20 protein-coding genes are annotated in these 20,038 nt (G+C 67.0%); 4 read left to right on the top strand and 16 right to left on the bottom strand.

Features of this window, described 5'->3' with window-relative positions; translation table 11 throughout:
- Nucleotides 1-129: 129 nt before the first annotated feature.
- Nucleotides 130-2,205, bottom strand: a complete 2,076-nt coding sequence (locus tag ACOFKW_RS08140; RefSeq protein WP_419816813.1) for a TonB-dependent receptor — start codon at nucleotides 2,203-2,205, stop codon at nucleotides 130-132.
- Between the two features lie 371 nt (nucleotides 2,206-2,576).
- Here ACOFKW_RS08140 and ACOFKW_RS08135 point away from each other — a divergent pair, with 371 nt between their 5' ends.
- Both ACOFKW_RS08135 and ACOFKW_RS08130 read left to right on the top strand, forming a co-directional pair.
- Nucleotides 2,577-2,837 carry a hypothetical protein gene (locus ACOFKW_RS08135; RefSeq protein ID WP_419816812.1) on the top strand — a complete coding sequence of 87 codons (261 nt, stop codon included), beginning with the start codon at nucleotides 2,577-2,579 and terminating at the stop codon, nucleotides 2,835-2,837.
- Nucleotides 2,838-2,906: 69 nt separating this feature from the next.
- A complete protein-coding gene (locus ACOFKW_RS08130) occupies nucleotides 2,907-3,962 on the top strand; it encodes a diguanylate cyclase (RefSeq protein WP_419816811.1) in 1,056 nt (351 codons plus the stop codon).
- Nucleotides 3,963-3,965: 3 nt separating this feature from the next.
- Here the strand turns inward: ACOFKW_RS08130 and ACOFKW_RS08125 are convergent, their stop codons facing one another.
- The 6 genes from ACOFKW_RS08125 to ACOFKW_RS08100 form a co-directional block, all read right to left on the bottom strand.
- Nucleotides 3,966-5,003 (bottom strand): sulfate/molybdate ABC transporter ATP-binding protein, encoded by a 1,038-nt coding sequence (locus tag ACOFKW_RS08125; RefSeq protein WP_419816810.1) that lies wholly within the window; start codon nucleotides 5,001-5,003, stop codon nucleotides 3,966-3,968.
- Nucleotides 5,000-5,842, bottom strand: coding sequence for a sulfate ABC transporter permease subunit CysW (cysW, locus tag ACOFKW_RS08120; RefSeq protein ID WP_419816809.1), 843 nt, complete (start codon nucleotides 5,840-5,842; stop codon nucleotides 5,000-5,002). The genes ACOFKW_RS08125 and cysW overlap by 4 nt, the downstream gene beginning before the upstream one ends.
- On the bottom strand, nucleotides 5,839-6,678 hold the full coding sequence (gene cysT, locus ACOFKW_RS08115) for a sulfate ABC transporter permease subunit CysT (protein WP_419816808.1): 840 nt from the start codon (nucleotides 6,676-6,678) through the stop codon (nucleotides 5,839-5,841). The genes cysW and cysT overlap by 4 nt, the downstream gene beginning before the upstream one ends.
- Nucleotides 6,679-6,708: 30 nt before the next feature.
- Complete coding sequence (locus ACOFKW_RS08110; protein ID WP_419816807.1) at nucleotides 6,709-9,057, bottom strand: TonB-dependent receptor; 2,349 nt, start codon at nucleotides 9,055-9,057, stop codon at nucleotides 6,709-6,711.
- Between the two features lie 182 nt (nucleotides 9,058-9,239).
- Nucleotides 9,240-10,244 (bottom strand): sulfate ABC transporter substrate-binding protein, encoded by a 1,005-nt coding sequence (locus tag ACOFKW_RS08105; RefSeq protein ID WP_419816806.1) that lies wholly within the window; start codon nucleotides 10,242-10,244, stop codon nucleotides 9,240-9,242.
- Nucleotides 10,245-10,374: 130 nt separating this feature from the next.
- Nucleotides 10,375-10,800: an RrF2 family transcriptional regulator gene (locus ACOFKW_RS08100; protein WP_419816805.1), complete on the bottom strand. Its 426-nt coding sequence runs from the start codon at nucleotides 10,798-10,800 to the stop codon at nucleotides 10,375-10,377.
- Between the two features lie 276 nt (nucleotides 10,801-11,076).
- Between ACOFKW_RS08100 and ACOFKW_RS08095 the strand changes: the two genes are divergently transcribed.
- Nucleotides 11,077-12,453 (top strand): DEAD/DEAH box helicase, encoded by a 1,377-nt coding sequence (locus ACOFKW_RS08095; protein ID WP_419816804.1) that lies wholly within the window; start codon nucleotides 11,077-11,079, stop codon nucleotides 12,451-12,453.
- Between the two features lie 55 nt (nucleotides 12,454-12,508).
- On the opposite strand, the gene thiL is transcribed toward ACOFKW_RS08095, so the two are convergent.
- Both thiL and nusB read right to left on the bottom strand, forming a co-directional pair.
- The gene (gene thiL, locus ACOFKW_RS08090; protein ID WP_419816803.1) at nucleotides 12,509-13,450 is read right to left on the bottom strand and encodes a thiamine-phosphate kinase; all 942 of its coding nucleotides are present in this window, start codon (nucleotides 13,448-13,450) and stop codon (nucleotides 12,509-12,511) included.
- Between the two features lies 1 nt (nucleotide 13,451).
- Nucleotides 13,452-13,919 carry a transcription antitermination factor NusB gene (nusB, locus tag ACOFKW_RS08085; RefSeq protein ID WP_419816802.1) on the bottom strand — a complete coding sequence of 156 codons (468 nt, stop codon included), beginning with the start codon at nucleotides 13,917-13,919 and terminating at the stop codon, nucleotides 13,452-13,454.
- A 479-nt stretch (nucleotides 13,920-14,398) separates the two neighbouring features.
- Between nusB and ACOFKW_RS08080 the strand changes: the two genes are divergently transcribed.
- On the top strand, nucleotides 14,399-14,959 hold the full coding sequence (locus ACOFKW_RS08080; protein ID WP_419816801.1) for a GNAT family N-acetyltransferase: 561 nt from the start codon (nucleotides 14,399-14,401) through the stop codon (nucleotides 14,957-14,959).
- A 48-nt stretch (nucleotides 14,960-15,007) separates the two neighbouring features.
- Here the strand turns inward: ACOFKW_RS08080 and ribH are convergent, their stop codons facing one another.
- The 7 genes from ribH to ACOFKW_RS08045 form a co-directional block, all read right to left on the bottom strand.
- Nucleotides 15,008-15,430: a 6,7-dimethyl-8-ribityllumazine synthase gene (gene ribH / locus ACOFKW_RS08075; RefSeq protein WP_419816907.1), complete on the bottom strand. Its 423-nt coding sequence runs from the start codon at nucleotides 15,428-15,430 to the stop codon at nucleotides 15,008-15,010.
- The gene (ribB, locus tag ACOFKW_RS08070) at nucleotides 15,427-16,707 is read right to left on the bottom strand and encodes a 3,4-dihydroxy-2-butanone-4-phosphate synthase (protein ID WP_419816800.1); all 1,281 of its coding nucleotides are present in this window, start codon (nucleotides 16,705-16,707) and stop codon (nucleotides 15,427-15,429) included. The genes ribH and ribB overlap by 4 nt, the downstream gene beginning before the upstream one ends.
- A 54-nt stretch (nucleotides 16,708-16,761) precedes the next feature.
- Nucleotides 16,762-17,379, bottom strand: coding sequence for a riboflavin synthase (locus ACOFKW_RS08065; protein WP_419816799.1), 618 nt, complete (start codon nucleotides 17,377-17,379; stop codon nucleotides 16,762-16,764).
- A gap of 9 nt (nucleotides 17,380-17,388) precedes the next feature.
- On the bottom strand, nucleotides 17,389-18,354 hold the full coding sequence (gene ribD / locus ACOFKW_RS08060; protein ID WP_419816906.1) for a bifunctional diaminohydroxyphosphoribosylaminopyrimidine deaminase/5-amino-6-(5-phosphoribosylamino)uracil reductase RibD: 966 nt from the start codon (nucleotides 18,352-18,354) through the stop codon (nucleotides 17,389-17,391).
- Between the two features lie 23 nt (nucleotides 18,355-18,377).
- Nucleotides 18,378-18,761, bottom strand: coding sequence for a hypothetical protein (locus ACOFKW_RS08055; protein ID WP_419816798.1), 384 nt, complete (start codon nucleotides 18,759-18,761; stop codon nucleotides 18,378-18,380).
- Nucleotides 18,762-18,863: 102 nt separating this feature from the next.
- The gene (locus ACOFKW_RS08050) at nucleotides 18,864-19,229 is read right to left on the bottom strand and encodes a YciI family protein (RefSeq protein ID WP_419816797.1); all 366 of its coding nucleotides are present in this window, start codon (nucleotides 19,227-19,229) and stop codon (nucleotides 18,864-18,866) included.
- 133 nt (nucleotides 19,230-19,362) lie between these two features.
- The gene (locus ACOFKW_RS08045) at nucleotides 19,363-20,025 is read right to left on the bottom strand and encodes an energy transducer TonB (protein ID WP_419816796.1); all 663 of its coding nucleotides are present in this window, start codon (nucleotides 20,023-20,025) and stop codon (nucleotides 19,363-19,365) included.
- Nucleotides 20,026-20,038: the final 13 nt, after the last annotated feature.

Below are 20,038 nucleotides of genomic sequence, written 5' to 3'. Positions count from 1 at the left end.
CGCCGCCGTCGATGCGCCGCGCTGGCGATGCTGGCAATCGTTCCGCGGCGCTTGGTCAGCGACGCGGGAGCCTCGGACACCGTGCAATAGTCCTCCGCCGCAAAGCGCAGCGGCGGCAAGACGATGGGCCTACCGCGAGAAGCGCACCCCGATCGTCAGCGTGCGCGGGGTGCCACGATCAATGATGCCAGTCGTGGAGACGCCGCTATCGACCAGCGTGTTGGTCAAGTTCTCGCCTCGAAGAGTTGCGCTGATTCCGCGGGCAAGCGGCACCTCGATGACGGCGTCGAGCGTCGTGACGTCGCCGAGCAGGCGAACGCCGAGGTCGTCCTCGCTCTGGCCGCTGATGTAGCGACCGGTGACCGCGACCAGCGAATTGGCGATCGGCACCCAGCCGAGGGTCGCGCTGGCCTGGTGGGTCGGAGTCTGCGCAGGGCGCAGGCCGTCGAGAGCGGCTGCCAATCCCGACGAATGGACCCGGGCGCGGGTGTAGGCATAGCTGCCGTCGAGGCGGAAATCGCCGACCTTGGCGTGCGCCTCGGCCTCGATGCCCTTGGCGACGATGGCGTCGAGGTTCTGGCGCTGGCGGTAGATGCCGCCCGCAGCGACGAAGCCCACCTCGGGATAAGTGCCCGGGCCGACGCCGACGGTGACGTTGCCGATGGCATTGTTGAGACGGTTGGCGAAGGCGGTGACGCCCAGGCGCAGGCTCGGCAGGGGGCGGAAGTCGACGCCTGCCTCGACGCCCTTGAGGCGCTCGGGGCGCAGCGCGGCGTTGCTGCCGGTGGCATCGGCGCCGACGCGGAACGGCCGGTACAACTCGTTCAGGGTCGGCAGGCGGTAGCCGAGATAGGCGGCGCCGCGCAGCTTGATCGCGTCGGTGACGTCATAGGCGATGCCGCCGCGTCCGGTCGGTTCCCACTTGCTGCGGTCGGCGGGATGGCTGTCGATGGTGGTGGCGAAGGTCTGGGCGTCGACTTCGTGCAGGAAGCCGTCAGCGATCTTCCAGCGATCGATGCGGCCGCCGGCGGTCAGGGTGACGCGCTCGATCGGTTCGGCGCTGGCCTCGACATAGGCGCCGAACACGGTGTTGTGGCCTCCGCCCTCGCGCAACCGTGTGAAGCGACCGAGCAGGTAGCGCGACATTTCCTCGGTGCGGCCGACCTCGTCACGCGCATCGACGCCGAGGCGCAATTCGATGCCGTCGCCGACCGACGGGCGGATCTCGAACTTGCCGCCGATGCCGGTGGCGGGCGTGTTGTACTGGTTCAGCGACGGCGTGCCGATGCTGCGCGTCGCATCGAGCGCGGTGACAGTGTTGGAGAAGGTCATCGACTGGAGGTAGGCGAGCGCTTCCCACTGCCACTTGCCCTGCCCCAACAACCGAACGCTGGTATTGGCACCGGTGATGTCGGTGGCGTTGCCGGCAACACCGCGCACGCGGTCGTCCTTGAAACCCAGGCCATTGACCAGTAACTGGATATCGTCGGTCAGCGGCGCCGACACGTGAAAGCCGAGACTGCCCTGGCGGTATTTAGCCGGGATGTCGGCGGGGCCGCGCTGGCCCTGCGGAATGATGATGTAGCCATCGCCGCGGTCGTAGCGGCCGAAGACCGAGGCGCTGCCGGCACCAAGCTTGGCGCTGCCGACGGCATTGGCGGACAGCGAGTTACGGCTGCCATAGTCGAGTTCGGCTTGCAGGCCCGGCAAGGTCGCGGCGTCGGCACTCTGCAATTCGATGGTGCCGGCGAGGGCACCGCTGCCGAACGCGCCGGCGCCGGCGCCGCGTGTCACCCGGACGGCACCGAGGCGCTCAGGAGCCAGTGCGAACCACGGGATGTAGCCGGCAAAGGGATCGGCGACCGGGGCGCCGTCGAGCAGCACCAGCGCGCGTGACGAGGCGTTGCCACCGAGCGCGCGCAGGGTGGCGCCCTGGCTGGTCGGGTTGGCGGTGCGGCTGTCGGTGCGGCGGAACTGCTGGAAACCGGCGACGTCGCGCAGCACATCCTCGATGCGGTTGGAGGCGGTACCGGTCAGGCGCTCGCGATCGATGCTGACGATGTCGTAGGCGGCATCGCCGCGCGGGATCGGCAGTGCGGTGACGACGATCTCGCCGCCGTCGGCAGCGGCATCGATCGCATCGGCAGCGAACGCCGGCAGGGCGACGAACGCCATGCTCGCCGCGACCAGGAAATTGCACCGCATTCGCTTAAAACTCCAGATGTTGGGCGCTCAATGCACCAGCCTCGGGCGAAGTCCAGTCCGCGATACCGTCGTCGGTCTCGTTCCTTTGACCCAGGCGGTAATCGGCCACGCATTTTCTTAGCAAGTGCAGCATGATAGCCGGACATGGTTAACGTGGTACCTGACCCCGCTGGCACACGCGAATTGGCTCAGGCAAGCTTTTCGTAACAATGGCTTAGAGACCATTTTACTGGAAATAAACGATTTTCGGAACCGTATCGGTAACGCGTCGTTCACCCCGAACGTCTATGCGTTTCGATAGACGGCGTGCCGGTCTTTTGTTGCACTGCGGGGTTCACCGGCTCCGCGTCCAAATGCCGGAGGTATCGGCGATGTCCAAGGCTCTGCTGCCAATTCGCGCAATCTTCGCACTGTTGGCGTGTGGCGTAGCGCCCGCTGGCGCCGTCGTGGTACTCGATACCGCGCCACCGGCATTGGCAACCGACGACACCCCCGCTCGCCGCGAGCAACCAATTCCCCGCGTCGAGAGCCGATCAACCGACCCAGCCAGTTGGGGCATCGGTATCGCGGCGCTCGGCATTGCCGGGTTCGCCATGCGCCGCCGCACCCCCAGCCGGATCGTTTCCAGCTAAGGTTAAACCGCGACCCCACCGCGCCGTTCTACCGGGCATCATGGACCGGCACGGCGACAGGGGGACGGGGTGGATCAGTCGGGCATTTTTACGAGCATCGGACCCGCCGAGGTCGCCGGAGCGCTTGGGCATCCTCGACTGCTGCTGCTCGACCGGGTGCGCGCCTTGCTCGGCACGACCGGACTCTCGCCGGATACCCCTGTCGTCGATCTGCTGCTTCGCCACGTCGAGGGTGACGATCCGATCCTGAGCGCTGCCGTCGCCGCGGCGCTGGATGCGGGACGGTTCGACATGGCGGCGGTGACGGCGCTCCGCCACGATCATGTCGGCGAGATGGCCCCAGAGGACGTCGCGGCGCTGGTCGAGGCGGCGCATGGGCAGGCGGCGGCGCTGACTACACGGCTGGGTAGCGGGGCAAGCGACCTGGCGACCTATGGCGCGGCGATCGCCAGTGGGGATGCGGCGCTGCATGCGGCTCCAGATGCCGTAGAGCTTGCGCTGCTCATCGAGCGACTGGGTGCGGCAACGGCAACGATGGTGGAGGCCAACCAGCGGCTTAGCGGTGAGCTCGAGCAAGCTGCGGGCGAGACGGCGCTGCTGCGGAATCGGCTGAAGGCGGCGGAAGCGGCGGCGATCACCGATCCGCTGACGGGCGTGCTCAACCGGCGCGGGGCGCTCAGGCGGCTTGAGGCGGCGCAGGCGGCGGCGCGCGTCGGGGACGGTCCGCTGTCGGTGGCGATGGTCGACATCGACTTCTTCAAGCGGGTCAATGACCGCTTCGGGCACGCCATGGGCGACGAGGTTCTGCGCTACGTCGCTGAACACCTGGATGCTGCGGCGGGGGATGGTGGCGCGGTCGGACGGCTGGGGGGCGAGGAGTTCATGGTGATGCTGCCCGGGGTGGCGCAGATGGATGCGACCCGGCTGATCGACCAGGCGCGCGGCGCACTGGCGGCACGGATCATCCGGCGCAGCGACAACGGCAGCAGCATGGGTCGGGTCAGCTTCTCGGCCGGGACTGCGATAGACGGCGCCGACGACACGCCCGACACGTTGCTCGCCCGCGCCGATGCCGCGCTTTACTCGGCCAAGCACATGGGGCGGGACCGCGTGGTGCCCGGCTGAGGCTCAGGCCGGGTAGGCGCGCACCGTGGTGGGCACGAGGACCAGCGCGGCGCCGGGCGCCAGGCCATCGGGCGCGCGGTCCAGAGTGACCTCGATCAACTGGCCGCCGGCGCCTTCGAACTCCAGCGCCGCGAGGGCCCCTGCATGGGCGAGGCGGCGCAACGTCACCGGCAAGCCGGGCTCGCCGGATTTGCCAAGGCTGAATTCATGCGGGCGGACGAAGGCGATGCCCGGTCCGTCGGCGATCGGCGGGGCGGTATTGGGCAGCTTGAGCCCGCCGAGCTCGACGGTGCCGCCGGCAAGGCGACAGTCGAACTTGCTGGCATTGCCGAGGAAATCGCAGACGAAAGCGGTGGCCGGGCGGTTGTAGACGACGTCGGGCGTGTCGAACTGCTCGATCTTGCCCCGGTTCATGACGACGACGCGGTCGGCGAGGTCGAGCGCTTCCTCCTGGTCGTGGGTGACGAAGATCGAGGTCACCCCGGTCTCGTCGTGAATGGCGCGGAGCCAGCGGCGCAGGTCCTTGCGAACCTTGGCATCGAGCGCCCCGAACGGCTCGTCGAGGAGAAGGACGCGCGGCTCCACGGCCAGCGCCCGGGCCAGTGCCACCCGCTGACGTTGCCCACCGGACAATTGCGCCGGATAGCGCCCGCCGATGTCGGGGAGCTGGACCAGCTTGAGCAATTCCTCGACCCGGGCCTTGATCGCGGCGCCCGATGGCCGGTCTCGGCGACGCTTGACGGTCAGGCCGAAGGCGATGTTGGCGGCCACCGTCATGTGGCGGAACAGCGCGTAATGCTGGAAGACGAAGCCGACGCCGCGCTCGCGGGCCGGGCGGTCGCTCATGTCGTCACCGTCGAAGCGCACCACCCCGGCGTCGGGAAAGTCCAGCCCCGCCAGGATGCGGAGCAGCGTCGTCTTGCCTGATCCCGAAGGACCCAGCAGCGCCAGGAACTCGCCCGGGCGCGCGGCCAGGCTGACGCCGTTCAACGCGGGAAAAGTGCCGAAGCGCTTGACGATGTTCTCGGCTTCGACGGTCAATGCGAGGCTCCCGCCAACTGGCCCTGGAAACGCCATTCGAGCAGCGACTTCACCACCAGCGTGATCAAAGCAAGACCAGCCAGCAGCGACGCGACGGCAAAAGCAGCGACGAAATTATACTCGTTGTACAGGATCTCGATGTGTAGCGGCATGGTGTTGGTCAGGCCGCGGATATGCCCGCTGACCACCGATACCGCGCCGAACTCGCCCATCGCGCGGGCGTTGCACAGCAGCACGCCGTACATCAGCCCCCAGCGGATGTTGGGCAGCGTGACGTGCCAGAAGGTCGACAGGCCCGAGGCGCCCAGCGACCGCGCTGCCTCCTCGTCGTCGCGCCCCTGCTCCTGCATCAGCGGGATCAGTTCGCGCGCCACGAATGGAAAGGTGACGAAGACGGTCGCCAGCACGATCCCCGGCACCGCGAAGATTATCTGGATATTCTCGTCGCGCAGGCTCTGCCCGAACCAGCCCTGCAGGCCGAACAGCAGAACGTAGATCAGGCCGCTGACCACCGGCGACACCGAGAACGGCAGGTCGATCAGCGAGATCAGCACCGACTTCCAGCGGAAATCGAACTTGGTGATCGCCCAGGACGCGGCGAGCCCGAAGACCACGTTGAGCGGCACCGCGATCGCGGCAACCAGCAGCGTCAGGCGCACCGCGGCCAGCGCGTCATGCTCGACGATGCCGGCCTTGTAGGCGCCCCAGCCCTTACGCAACGCCTCCAGGAACACCGCGCCGAGCGGCAGCGCCAGGTTGAGCAACAGGAACGCCAGCGCCACCGAGATCAGCAGATAGCGGACCCAGCGCGGGTCGCCCGTCGATGCCCGTGCCTTCATGCCTCGCGACGCCCCCGGTCCCAGGCCTGCACGGCGTTGATCGCGAACAACAGCGCGAACGACGCGGTCAGCATCGTCACCGCGATCGCAGTCGCCCCGGCATAGTTATACTGTTCCAGCTGCTGGATGATCAGCAGCGGCGCGATTTCGGATTTGAACGGCAGATTGCCAGCGATGAAGATCACCGAGCCGTATTCGCCCACTCCGCGCGCAAAGGCCAGCGCCGCGCCGGTGACCAGCGCCGGCGCGACGGCCGGCAGGATCACTCGTGTGAAGCATTGCCATCGCGACGCCCCCAGCGAGGCGGCGGCTTCCTCGACTTCGCCGCTGAGGTCGGCGAGCACCGGTTCGACGGTGCGCACGACGAACGGCAGCCCGATGAACGTCAGCGCGATCACCACCCCTAGCGGCGTGAATGCGGCCTTGATGCCGATCTGCGCCAGCGCCGCGCCCAACGGCCCGTTCGGTCCATAAAGCGCGGTCAGCGCGATGCCGGCGACGGCGGTCGGCAGCGCGAACGGCAGGTCGACCAGCGCGCTGACGATGCGCTTGCCCGGGAATTGATAACGAACCAGCACCCAGGCGACGATCAGCCCGAACACTGCATTGACCGCCGCCGCCGCCGCTGCCGCTCCGAAACTGAGCCGGTAGGCGAGCAGCGAGCGCCGCGACAGGGCCACGGCGACGAACTGGTCCCAGCCCATTCCGGCAGTCTTGATATAGACCGCCGACAGCGGGATCAGCACGATCACCGACAGATAGAAGATGGTGAACCCGAGCGTCAGCCGGAATCCCGGTATGATCGAGCGGCGCACGCGGGGAGTTCGAACGGTCATCCGGACCACGCTAGCAGGTCGCGTCGCCGATCAGAACCGCGCTTTAACGGTTGCGCCAAAGGTTCGTGGATCGCCGAGTTGGCCGACGATCAAACCGGTGCTGCCGGGCGCCGCTGTCAGGAAGTCGAAATACTCGGTCTTGAAGGCGTTGCGGACCCAGCCGAAGACCTCCCAGCCGCCTGCGGTGCGGAAGCCGGCGCGGACGTTGGTCAGGACATAGCCCTCGACGTTCTGGTATTTCGACGGCGTCGGGCTCGATGAGAAGTCGGAGCGCAGATTGCCGTCGATGCCGATGTAGAAGTCGCCTTCATGGCCCAGCGGCGTCGCCGGGATGCGCCATTCGCCGCCATAGCTCAGCGCGTATTTCGACACGCCGGGCAGCCGGCCGCCCGAGGCGTCGACCGACTGAATCGTGCCGCCGGTCAACTCCACCGGCGGTGGTGCGCCGGTGAACGAGACGTACTTCGCATCGGTATAGGCAAAGCTGGCGTAGACGTTGAAGTTGCGCGACGGGCGGATCGACAGGTCGGCCTCGACGCCGCTCGACCGCACCTTTTCGACATTGGCGAGATAGCCGCGGATGACGCCGACGCTGCCGTTGACGACGGTTGCCTGATAATCGTGGATATCGGTGCGGAACGCCGACAGGTTGAGCGTCACGGCATTGTCGATGAACTGCGTCTTCAGGCCGATCTCATAGTGGTTGACCGTCTCGGGCTTGACCGTCGCGGTGGCCAGCGCCGGGGTCACGCCATCGGCGAGCGTCGGGATGCCCGACAGGTTAATGCCGCCCGACTTGAACGATTTGGCATATGTCGCATAGGCCAGCACCTCGTCGACCGGCTTGTACGACAGGGTGACATCGCCCGAGACGTTCCAGTCGCTGAACTTGGCTGCATAATTCTGGCTCTGCAGCACGCCATTCTTGAGCGCCTGCTGCGCCGCGGTCACCGGGGTCAGCCCGCCCGAAACTGTGGCGATGTAGCTACCGTTCTTCTTGTCGTAATTGACGCGCAGGCCCGGTGCCAGCTTCAGGCGATCGGTGATGTTCCATGTCACCTTGCCGAACAGCGCGGCCGAATCATTGGTCAGGTCGATGTCGTTATCGGAGCGCAAGCCGTCGAGCAGAGCTGGATTGGCGCCGTTGGTCGGCCCGAGCAGCCACAGGCTGGCGGCGCTGCCCTGGACCTGGACACCGTCGGTGTTGATCGTCTGGTGGAAGTAATAGAGCCCGACAGTGTAATCGACGGTGTTGTTGCCGTTCGAGGTAGCGCGCAGCTCCTGGCTGAACTGGCGCTGCTTCGACGGGTTCGCCGAGACCGTGGTGATCGGCAGGCCGATGAAGTCGCGGTCGTTCTGCGGATACCAGTCCCATTTGCGCCACGCGGTGATCGAGGTCAGCGTCAGCGGCCCAACGTCCCAATTTGCCAATAGCGAGGTACCGGCGAGGATCTGCTTGGCCTCGAGCAGGCCGTCGTTGTCGACAAGGCGGTCGAACGGATTGGTGCTGGCCGGCGCATAGTTCGAAAGGCGCGCGAGGTTGGCATATTGCCGGTTCGCGGCGCGTGCCGTCGGCACGACAAAGGCGTAGTTCTGGGCAAAGCCGGCCGGGTTCTGGCGGTTATAGTCGCCGCTCAGCGTCACGTCGAAGTTCTCGGCCGCCTGCCACAACAGCTGGCCGCGGACGCCGATATTGTCGAGCTCGTTGACCCGGCGCTGGGTGACGGTGTTGAACAGGGTGCCGTCGCGCTGGGTGAACGAAGCGCTGATCCGCGCCGCGAGGGTCTTGGACAACGGCCCCGAGATCGACGCCTTGGCCTGAATGTAATCGAGATTGCCGTAGCTCAGCTCGGCGCGGCCCTCGAGCTCGAAGGTCGGCTTGCGCGTCGTGATGTTAAGGGCGCCGGCGGTGGTGTTCTTGCCATACAAAGTCCCCTGCGGCCCACGCAGGACCTCGACCTGCTCGACATCGACGAAGTCGAGCGTCGCCGCGGCGATGCGGGCATAATAGACCTGATCGACATACACGCCGACGCCCTGTTCGATGCCGTCGTTGGTCAGGCCGAACGGGGCGCCGATGCCGCGGATGTTGACTGCAGAATTGCGTGGGTTCGATGAAATGAACTGCAGCGACGGCTGCAACTGCGTCAGGCGGCTGACGTTGAAACTGCCGGTCGCCTCGAGCTGCGCACCGCCGACGACCGCTAGTGCAATCGGCACGTCCTGCGCAGCCTCGTCGCGACGGCGCGCGGTGACGATGATGGTGTCGTCGGCGGCATCTTCGGCCGCGGCAATCTGAACCGGCGCGGTTTGCGCAAAGCCGCTACCGGCGCCGAGGATCATCGCAGACATAGCTGCGCCGTTGAGCAAAAGCTTCATTTCAGCCCCCTTGTTTTAGTTGAACTAGGGGTTCGGTCCCCTTGTCCGGCTCATGTCCAACCCGGCACGCGCCGGGAGCCGTTTGCCCACGCGCTCGCGATGCAAACCTGGCTGGTCACCGCGTCACGGCTTTCGCCGGACGCAGCCATGTCATTCAGTCACGCAGGACGGTTATCCGGATGTCAGCGTTTTGCGGCTTCGAAGATCTGGTCGAAGATGCCGCCGTCGGCGAAGTGAACGGCCTGCGTCTTGGCCCAGCCGCCGAAGTTCTTGTCGATCGTGAACAACGGTATCTTGGGAAAGCTGGCAGCATATTTGACCTGGGCTGCCGCATCGATCGGCCGGTAGTAATTCTCTCCGATGATCGCCTGCGCCGCCGGCGTGTACAGGAACTTTAGATATGCTTCGGCAACCTTGCGGGTGCCGTGGCGATCGGCGTTCTTGTCGATCACCGCGACCGGCGGCTCGGCGCGGATACTGACCGACGGCGCGACGATCTCGAACTGGCCGGGCTGGTCCTTTTGGGACAAATACGCCTCGTTCTCCCAGGCCAGCAGGACATCGCCCTGCCCGCGCTGGACAAAGGTCGTGGTCGAGCCACGCGCGCCACTGTCGAGCACCGGCACGTTGTGGAGTAGCTTGGTCATGTAATCGCGCGCCGCAGCCGCGTTGCCATACTTCTTCTGCGCATAACCCCAGGCCGCGAGGTAGTTCCAGCGGGCGCCGCCGCTGGTCTTGGGGTTGGGCGTGATCACCGAGATGCCCGGCTTTACCAGATCGTCCCAGTCGCGAATGTTCTTGGGGTTACCCTTGCGCACCAGAAACACGATGGTCGAATAATAAGGCGTCGAATGCTGCGGCAGCCGGCTCTGCCAGTTGGTCGGCAGCAGCTTGGCCCGGCTGGCGATCTCGTCGATGTCATAGGCCAGCCCAAGCGTCACGACATCGGCCTCGAGGCCGTCGATGACCGAGCGGGCCTGCTTGCCCGAGCCGCCGTGCGACTGGTTGATCGTCACCACGTCGCCGGTCTTGGCCTTCCAGTCGGCGGCAAAGGCGGCGTTGACCGACTTGTACAATTCGCGGGTCGGGTCGTAGCTGACATTCAGCAGGGTGACGTTCGCCGACCATGCGGGCACCGCCAGAGCGATCGCCGCCGCTGCCGCCGCAAATCGAAAAGTCAGGCGCATATCGTCTCCCTTTATCCGACGATGCGGACGATAAGCGAACCTAACCCTACTAGGCTAGTAGGCAATATGAGTTAAACTTGATTGACGCGAAGCCACGCTTTGCTGACGCCAAGGCTTTAAGGACTACTGCCTATGCGGCGACGCGGACCGGATCGATGTCCGCCAGGCTGGTATGATCGAGGATCGCAGCGGTCTGGTCGCGAACCACGGTCATCACCTTGCGGATGGCGCAGACCGACTCCTCGAAACAGTCCGGGCAGCGCTGATACGCAGTCTGGCTGACACAAGGCACCAGCGCCAGCGGCCCTTCGATCAGGCGGATGATCTCGCCGAAGCTGATCGTCGAGGCCGGACGGGCCAGCCGATAGCCGCCCATCTTGCCGCGGTAACTGGTCACCAGCCCGCCGTTCTTCAGCTCCAGCAGGATGATCTCGAGGAACTTGCGCGGCAGCTTTTGATCTGCAGCGATCGCGCTCATCGGTACCGGCGCGATGCTCGAGGAGCGGGCCAGGAAGATCAGGGCCCGTAGGGCGTATCGCGAACGCTGGGTCAGCATGCGCCGCGTAATGCACCGCCGCGCCGGACGGTGCAAGACGATCCGGGTCCGAGCATTGACTTATCCGGAACATTCCACCATATGCGCCGGGCGTCAGCGGTGCAGTGTATCGCCAGGACGGGTGCGTGATAGGGCCAACAGGCTCCGACCCCTTCTCGGACGCAAGCCACCAAGGCTACCCCAATCACGCGGGTCGTCAGCGAACCCGCGTTCGCGTCGCCATGACCGGCGACCCGTTCGCCGTGCGATTCCGCACGTGACTTGCAAAGTATTATCATGACCTATTTCTCGAGCTTCGGCCTCGCCGAGCCCATCACCCGAGCCCTTGATGCCAAGGGTTATACCGAGCCGACGCCGATCCAGGTGCAGGCAATTCCCGGCGTCATGGACGGCCGCGACCTGTGCGGCATCGCCCAGACCGGTACCGGCAAGACCGCGGCCTTCGCGCTGCCGACCCTGCACCGCCTGAGCGCAGCGCCCAAGACGCTGAGCCGCGGCCAAGTTCGCTGCCTGGTGCTCGCCCCGACCCGCGAGCTCGCTTCGCAGATCGCCGAGAGCTTTGCCGTTTATGGCAAGTATCTGAAACTGCGCGTCGAGACGGTGTTCGGCGGCGTGCCGATCAACCGTCAGGAGCGCGCCATGCAGTACGGCGTCGACGTTCTGGTCGCGACGCCGGGCCGACTGATCGACCTGATCGATCGCGGCGCGCTGACCCTGCGCATGGTCGAGGTGCTGATCCTCGACGAGGCCGACCAGATGCTCGACCTCGGCTTCATCCACGCGCTGAAGCGCATCGTCACGATGGTCCCGAAGCAGCGCCAGACGCTGTTCTTCTCGGCCACCATGCCGCGCGCTATCGAGGAACTGGCCAGCCGCTTCCTGACCGACCCGCTCAAGATCTCGGTCAAGCCGGCCGCGACGACCGCCGAGCGCGTCGACCAGCGCGTCATCTTCGTCAATCAGGCTGAAAAGCCCGCGCTGCTGCAGATCGAACTCCGCGCCGAAGGCGTCGAGCGCTCGCTGGTGTTCACTCGCACCAAGCACGGCGCCGACCGCGTCGTTCGCCAGCTCGGCAACGCCGGCATCGTCGCCGTCGCGATCCACGGCAACAAGAGCCAGGGCCAGCGCGAAAAGGCGCTCGACAGCTTCAAGAAGGGCCAGGTCAAGGTTCTCATCGCCACCGACATCGCGGCGCGCGGCATCGACGTCGACGGGGTCAGCCATGTTTTCAACTACGAACTGCCCAACGTCCCGGAGAGCTATGTCCACCGCATCGGCCGCACCGCGCGCGCCGGCGCCGCCGGCCAGGCCGTGGCGTTCTGCGCCGAGGACGAGCGTCCTTACCTCAAGGACATCGAGAAGCTGACGCGCATGAAGATCGACGTGACGCCGCTGCCAGCCGACTTCCGTGCACTGGTCAGCGCCGCTGCCAAGGTCGAGCGTGCCGCGCCCGCCGCTCCCCGCGAGCGTGACGAGCGTGCCCCGCACGGCCGTCGCGACAGCCGCGCCGCCCCGAGCAGTGGTGGTCGTGGTGCATCGGGTGGCGGTAGCGGCGGTGGCGGACGCAGCTTCGGCGGCAAGCCGGGTGGCAGCAGCCGTCCCGGTCGCGATCCGCGCGTCGTGGTGAATCCGCTGCACTCGCGCGGCCGATAGTACTCGCGCTCCGGCCCCCTCCACTATGCGAAGGCGTGGTGGAGGGGGTGGGCGTTCAATGCTCCCAGCCTAGCCTTTCCGGCACGATCTTCGCGCCTGACAGCCCGATCACGGCCAGCCCCTGCCCGTCGACGAACTGTCCGACCCGCGTCAGCCGAACCTTTGGAGTTGCCAGCGCGGCGATGTCGCTCCCCGGCGGCACTGCGAACAGCAATTCATAATCATCGCCCGCCGTCGCCAGCCCGAGCAGTCCAGCATCGTCGCGCTCGATCCGCGCCGCCGCAGCGTCCGAAACCGGCACCGTCGCCAGCTCGATTTCGACACCGACGCCACTTGCCGCCGCCAGCCGCCCTGCGTCGATCAGCAGCCCATCCGATACATCCATGCACGCTGTCGCGACGCCGACCAGCGCACGCCCCAGCGCCAGCCGTGGCTCCGGCCGTCGATAGCGCGTCAGCAAGGTCTTGTCGGGCGCCATCCTGCCCTGCGCTACCGCCAGCCCAAGGCCGGCATCGCCGATCGTGCCGCTGACCCACAATTCGTCGCCGGCGCGCGCGCCGCCTCTCCCCAGCGCCCGCCCCGGCGCAACCGTGCCGATGGCCGTCAGCCCGAGCACCGCCTCGCCGGGGACTCGCACCGTATCGCCGCCCCAAAGCGCGACATTCCACAGGTCGAGGACGCGCTTCAGGCCATCGGTAAAGGCCGCCAGCCAAGCCTCGTCCTGCGCCGGGCCGAGCGCCAGCCCCATCAGCACGCCCGACGGAGTCGCGCCCATCGCAGCAAGGTCCGACAGGTTCACCGCGAGCAGCTTCCACGCCACGTCGGATGGTGGATCGTCTGGGCGATAATGCACCCCGGCGGCCAGCACGTCATGGGTGAACACCAGTTCGCGGCCCAGCGGCGGCAGCCACACCGCGGCGTCGTCGGCGAGTCCTCGCGCCGCCTTGTGCGTCGCCAGCGGCGTCAGCAGGCGCGCGATGAACTCGCGCTCGCGCACCTCAGCCGCGGACCCGCCGCGCCACGGTGTCGAGCAGAGCGTTGACGAAGCCCGCCAGCTTGGCGTCGTAGAAAGCGTGCGCAACGTCGACATACTCGTCCACGACCGTCGCCGCCGGCACGTCGGCCCGAGCGATCAACTCGTAGACCGCGGCGCGCAACAGCGCCCGCATCGGCTTGTCGAGGCGATCGAGCGCCCAGCCTTCGGCCAGTGCGGCGGTGATCAGCTCGTCGATCTCGACTGCGCGGGCCCCGGCACCGGCGACGATGTCGTCGAAGAACTCGACATCGGCCTCGCAATACTCGTCGCCCTCGATCGTCGCGCCGAGCCGATGGTGGTGGAATTCCGCCAGCAGCCGGGGCACCGGACCGCCCGACATTTCGCGCTGGTAAAGCGCCTGAACCGCCGCAAGACGCGCGGCGGAACGCGCACTTCCGGTGCGCGCCTTCTTCTTGGGTGAATTGGCCATGGCGCGCCTGTAGCCCGATGACACACTATTGTCATTCACAACCGCAAATCCGGTGGGCTGGAGGACAAAGTACAGCGTTCGCCCGAGGATTACCCAGGAAGCGCCAGCGGTGGACAGCCGCGAACCGCGGGCTCCCGCATCGGCACCGGCCACAGACCCCGCCGGACCGATGCATCCGAGAGGCGTAGACGAGCTCGGCCGGCTCCTGGACAGACGCATTCGAAGTGAAACGCCGAGCGCAAGACAGGTGCCGCCATGACCGCCGACCTTGTGTGCCGCTTGCGCACCCTGTCGTTACGCTGGTCTATAGTTAAGGCGCAGGTCGTCGACCCGCCGGGCGCGAACAAAGGACAATCATGCTGAAGTCGCATCTTCTCGACCGGCCGATCTGGCAGTCGCTGACGACGCGCTGGGCAGCACTGGCGCAGGGCGATGCACGCGCGTGGCGATTGCGGGCGGATCACGGCGTCTTCGCTGCCATGGCGGACGATTCGGCTAAAAGCAGAACAGCACTAGTCGCGCTGATCCCCGCCGGGGGCAGCATTTATCTCATCGAACCCGAAATCGCGCCGATCATCCCGGGAACCGTCGTCGTGCGTCACGCCCAATTCCTGCAGATGGTCGCGACTGCGCTGACCGAGGGTAGTGGACGGCTCGAAGCGCTGTCGCTCGACGATAGCGACTCTGAAGAAATGCTGGCGCTGGCAACATTGACCGAGCCCGGGCCTTTCTTCGAGCACACCAACCGGCTCGGCGATTTCGTTGGGATCCGGTCTGGCGGGCAGTTGATCGCCATGGCTGGCGAGCGCATGGCAATGCCTGGCTATACCGAGGTCAGCGCCGTCTGCACCCATCCCGATCACCGCGGCCGCGGCTATGCCGCCGGGCTGATGCGGATCGTCGGCGCCCGCATTCTGGCGCGCGGCGAGCAGCCGATCCTGCACACCTACGCCAGTAATATCGGCGCGATCGCGCTGTACGAAGCCCTGGGCTTCAGGACACGAAGGTCGATGATGTTGACCGAATTGGCGCTGGCGTAGGCCGCGTATCTCCGGGCACACGGGGCCGAAGCGGCAGCTTGCGCGCCTTTAGCTCGCGAACCGCTTGCCCAACGCGATCATCGCCAGCGCTGCCTTGGCCGCCTCGCCGCCCTTGTCCTTCTCCGCCTTGCGCGCGCGGGCCCAGGCCTGGGCCTCGTTCTCGACGGTCAGGATACCATTGCCGATCGCCAGACCGTCGAGAGCCAGCGCCATCAGGCCTCGAGCGCTCTCCCCGGCGACGATCTCGAAGTGATAGGTCTCGCCCCGGATGACACAGCCCAGCGCGACATAGCCGTCATAGCCGCCGGCCTCCGAAGCGCGCGCGACGGCGGCCGGGATCTCCAGCGCGCCCGGCACCGTGATCCGGTCGAAGGTCGCGCCGGCATCCGACAATGCGCTCTCTGCGCCGTCGAGCAGCGCGTCCGCGATGGCGTCGTAAAAACGTGCTTCGACGATGAGGAGATGCATCAGACGTCCGATCCGCAAATGGCCTGCTCGCCGACGACGTTGAGGCCATAGCCCTGTAGCCCGACGATGTTTCGGTGTGAGTTGGTCAGCAGGATCATGTCCTTGACCCCAAGGTCGACGAGGATCTGGGCGCCGATGCCATAGTCCCGAAGTTCAAACGGCTCGCCGGCACCGCGTGCCCGCATCTGGGCGGAAATGGCGTCGGGACGGGCATCGCGGATGATCACCACCACCCCGGCGCCGGCCTCGCCGATCGCCGACATGGCGCGCTGCAACTGCCCGGCCCGGCCGCCGACCTCGCCGAAGACGTCGGCGAACATCGACATCGCGTGCATCCGCACCAGAGTCGGCTTCGACGGGTCGATGCGGCCCTTCTGCAGCACGACATGCTCGGCATATTCGGCCTTGTTGACATAGGTCTTGGCCGTCCACTGCCCGCCATAGACGCTGTCGAGCGGGATCTCGGCAATGCTGGCGACCAGATGATCGTGGCGCAGGCGATAGGCGATGAGGTCGCGGATGGTGCCGATGCGCAGGCCGTGGGTGCGCGCGAACTCCATCAGGTCGGGCAGCCGCGCCATGGTTCCATCGTCCTTCATGATCTCGCAGATCACCCCCGACGGGTTGAGTCCGGCCAGCCGCGACACGTCGACTGCGGCCTCAGTATGACCGGCGCGGACCAGCACGCCGCCGTCGCGCGCGATCAGCGGAAACACATGGCCCGGCGAGACGATGTGCTCGGCACCCTTGGCGGCGTCGATCGCGACGGCGACGGTGCGCGCCCGGTCAGCAGCGGAAATCCCCGTGGTGACGCCGTCGCGCGCCTCGATCGAGACGGTGAAGGCCGTGGCGTGGCGGGTGCCGTTATGCTGGGACATCAGCGGCAGGCCGAGCTGCCGGACCCGCTCCGAGGCCAGGCTGAGGCAGATCAGGCCGCGCCCGTGGCGCGCCATGAAGTTGATCGCGTCGGGGGTCGCCATCTGCGCCGGAATGACCAGATCGCCCTCGTTCTCGCGGTCCTCGTCGTCGACCAGGATGAACATGCGGCCGTTGCGGGCCTCGTCGATGATCTCCTCGGTCGTCGCCATGACCTTCACCGGATGGCGGCCTCCGATGTAATCCTCGAGCTTGCGCAGCGTCTCGGCGGTCGGGTTCCAGCCGGGATCGTCGAGGCTGCGCAACGAATTGGCGTGGAGCCCGGCGGCACGGGCGAGGCCGGAGCGACTCTCACCGCCTTCGGAAACCAGAGCACGAACGCGGTCGATCAGCATGGCGCTCATGGCGCGCTCCTCACAGTGCAGTGTGAGGAGAGGTGGCCCTCTCACACTTGAGTGTCAAGTGACCGCGTGCATCCGCCCGAGATAGCGAGCGAGAATATCGATTTCGAGATTGATGCCGTCGCCCGGCTGCATCACGTCGCCCAGTGTCGTCCAGGCCGCGGTATGCGGGATGATGTTGATACCGAACTCGGCGCCATCACCGACGTCGTTCACCTCGTTGACGGTCAGCGAGGCACCGTCAAGCGTGATCGACCCTTTCGGCGCGATGAAGCCCGCCAGTGCCTTGGGAGCCAGCAGCGTGATCCGCTTCGAATCGCCGTCGGCCGAGACGCTGACCACCCGCGCGACCGCATCGACATGCCCGGTGACGATATGCCCGCCCAGCTCGTCACCGACCTTGAGGGCGCGTTCCAGGTTGAGACGTCGGCCCACAACCCACTGCCCGGACGCGGTCTTCGATTGGGTCTCGCCCGAGACGTCGACGGCGAACCAGTTGCCGACACCCTCCTGGACGCCCTTGTCGACCACCGTGAGGCAGACGCCCGAGCAGGAAATCGATGCACCGGTGGCGATGCTGGCGGGATCATAGGCCGAGCGGATGCGGACGCGCAGGTCGCCACGTGCCTCGGTGTCGAGAATGGTGCCGATGTCGGTGATGATGCCGGTAAACATGATCTTCGCCTAGCGCGTGCGGTCGTAGACCTCAAGCAGGTCGACCCCCAGCGGCAATGTCGCGCTGCGCCGCCAGCGCCCGTGCGTCGAGGCGAGGTCGCCGAGATCGAGCGCCGCAACGCCGGGCTGCCCGCCGAGCAGCAATGGGGCGCGATAGACCAGCAGCCGGTCGACCCGGTCGGCGGCGAGCAGCGACGCGGCGACTCCAGCGCCGCCCTCGACCAGCACGCTCGACACGTCGGGCAGGGCGTCGATGTCGCTGAACTCATGGAGCAACAGCGCCTCCGACAAGCGCCGTCCGGCGGGGATCGCGTCGAGGCTGCGGCTCAGCACGGCGGCGCGGGGTGCCCGGTCGGCAAGCCCCTCGAGGCGGACGTCGAGCGCCGGATCGTCGGCTTCCAGGGTGCCGCGCCCGACGACGATCAGGTCGTGGCGGCTGCGCTCCAGATGGGCATGGGCGCGCGCTACCGGGCCGGTGATCCAGCGCGACTCCCCCGAGGCCAGCGCGATGCAGCCGTCGATGCTCAGCGCCAGCTTCAGCGTGACGAACGGCCGGTCGCGCCACTGCCGCGCGAAAAAGCCGGCCATGACAGCGCGCGCGGCCGCCTCGCCGGAGCCAGTCATCACCTCGATGCCGGCCACCCGCAGGCGCGCGATGCCCTGCCCTGCGGTGCGCGGGTCAGGGTCCTCGACGGCGACGACGACGCGCGCGATGCCGGCCTCGACCAGCGTCCCGGTACAGTCGGGCCCGCGTGCGGAAACATGGGCGCAGGGTTCCAGCGTCACATAGGCGGTCGCGCCCCGGGCCGCGCTGCCCGCGTGCGCCAGTGCCACAGCCTCGGCATGAGGACGCCCGCCTGGCTGGGTCCAGCCGCGCCCGACGACGCGACCGTTAGCGACGATGATACAACCGACGCTCGGGCTCGGCGCGGTTCGTCCGACGCCGCGCTCCGCCAGCGCCAGTGCGGCGCCCATCCAGCGCAGGTCGTCAGCTGCGGTCAACGCCCGTCGATGGTGCCGGGCTTGACGCCGGTTATCGTCGTATCGAAGCGCATGCTCGGCGCGGCGGCGACATACTTGTCATACTGCGCCTGCGCCGCCGCACGCTTGTCGGCCGGCAGCGAGGCGATATAGGCCCGCGATTCCGCAAGGTTGGCGGCCAGCTTGGCCTTGTCCGCGGCGCGGGCGTCCAGCGTGTCCTGCCGGGTTCGGTTCATTCCCCAGCTGTTGACGTAAATGATCTTCTCGTCCGGCGTCGAATAACCCCAGCGCGATTCGACCAGGAAGCCGACCGCGACGATGCCGGTGACCAGCACCGACAGTCCGGCGATGATCAGCTTGGTCCGCGTTGCCTCTGGGGACGTGTTGTCGAGATAGGCCATGGTCGCTCCGAAACTCGGTACAGCGCCAATGTAAGTCGGAGCGGTGCAACTCGCCAGTGGGCGCGCAACGCCGTCGCAAGCCGTCGCCATTCACCCTGTAAATTATTGAAAGTCAGCCATCTCGTACAGCGGCCGAATCTCGATCTCGCTGGGTCCCGGCATGGGATTGGGACAGCGCATCACCCAGGCGACCGCTTCATCCATGTCCTTGACCGTCCACAGCCAGAAACCCGCAACCAGTTCATCGGTCGCGGCGAATGGCCCGTCGACGACCCGGCGGTCTGGGCCGCTGAACGCGACGCGCTTGCCCGCCGACGAGGGTTTCAGGCCATCGCCGCCGCCGGGAGCCAATATCCCGGCCTCGATCAGCTGTTCGTTGAACTTGCCCATCGCCTCGAGCAACTCGGGCGATGGCAGCGTGCCCTGTTCGCTGTCGGTCGTGGCCTTCACGATCACCATGACGCGCATTCACCGTCTCCTTGTCTTGACCGGGCACCAGCCCCGCATCGGAACGATGGCTGAAACTTTGGAGAATGAAGAGCGGGATGCAAGTATTTCGTCAGGCGTAGGGGGCGAGCCTTGGCCCGCCCCCCCCAGTAGGTCAGGCCTGCGCCAGCTGGAAGCGCACGGTGATCTCGCGCTCCGCTGCGACCGGCGTGCCGTCGCGCTGGGCCGGCACGAAACGCCACTTGGCCAGTGCCCGGGCCACGGCAGCCGCATCGAGGCGCGGGAAGCCGCTGGACCGGGCGATCCGTGCTTCCGAGACGCGTCCATCGGGGCCGACGACGACGCGGACGACGACGGCGCCCTCCTCGCCCAATCGACGCGACTGCTCGGGATAGGGCGGCTGGAAGTCGCGGGCGTAGCGCTGGTCGAGGGTGGCGGTGACGGTCGGGCCGAGCGGCGGCGGCGGGACGACGATCGCGTCCCCGGTGCCGGCGCTACCGGCCGTGGTCGAGCTCATGGTCGGGACGATCACCGTCGCGCCGCGCGGCGTGTCGGGGGTCGTCGCGATCTCGATGACCGGGATCGGACTGTCGATCGGTACGGCAAACTCCACCGGCTTGGGCGCGACCAGCGGCTCGGCCTGAACGGGCGGTGGGTCGACGTTGACCGTGACGATCGGCGGTGGCGGCGCCTTGGGGATGGTGACGATCCCCAGCCCGACCAGCGCCAGCGCGGCGATGCCGGCATGGACGCCGATGGTGATCAGCAGCCCGGTGCTGCCGCGCAGGCGAATCGAGGCGTTGGAGGCAAAGGTCATGGCCGTGGACTCC

It is taken from the genome of Glacieibacterium sp., assembly GCF_965200405.1.
Lineage (GTDB): Bacteria > Pseudomonadota > Alphaproteobacteria > Sphingomonadales > Sphingomonadaceae > Glacieibacterium.
This window is presented reverse-complemented; position numbering and strand designations above follow the sequence as displayed.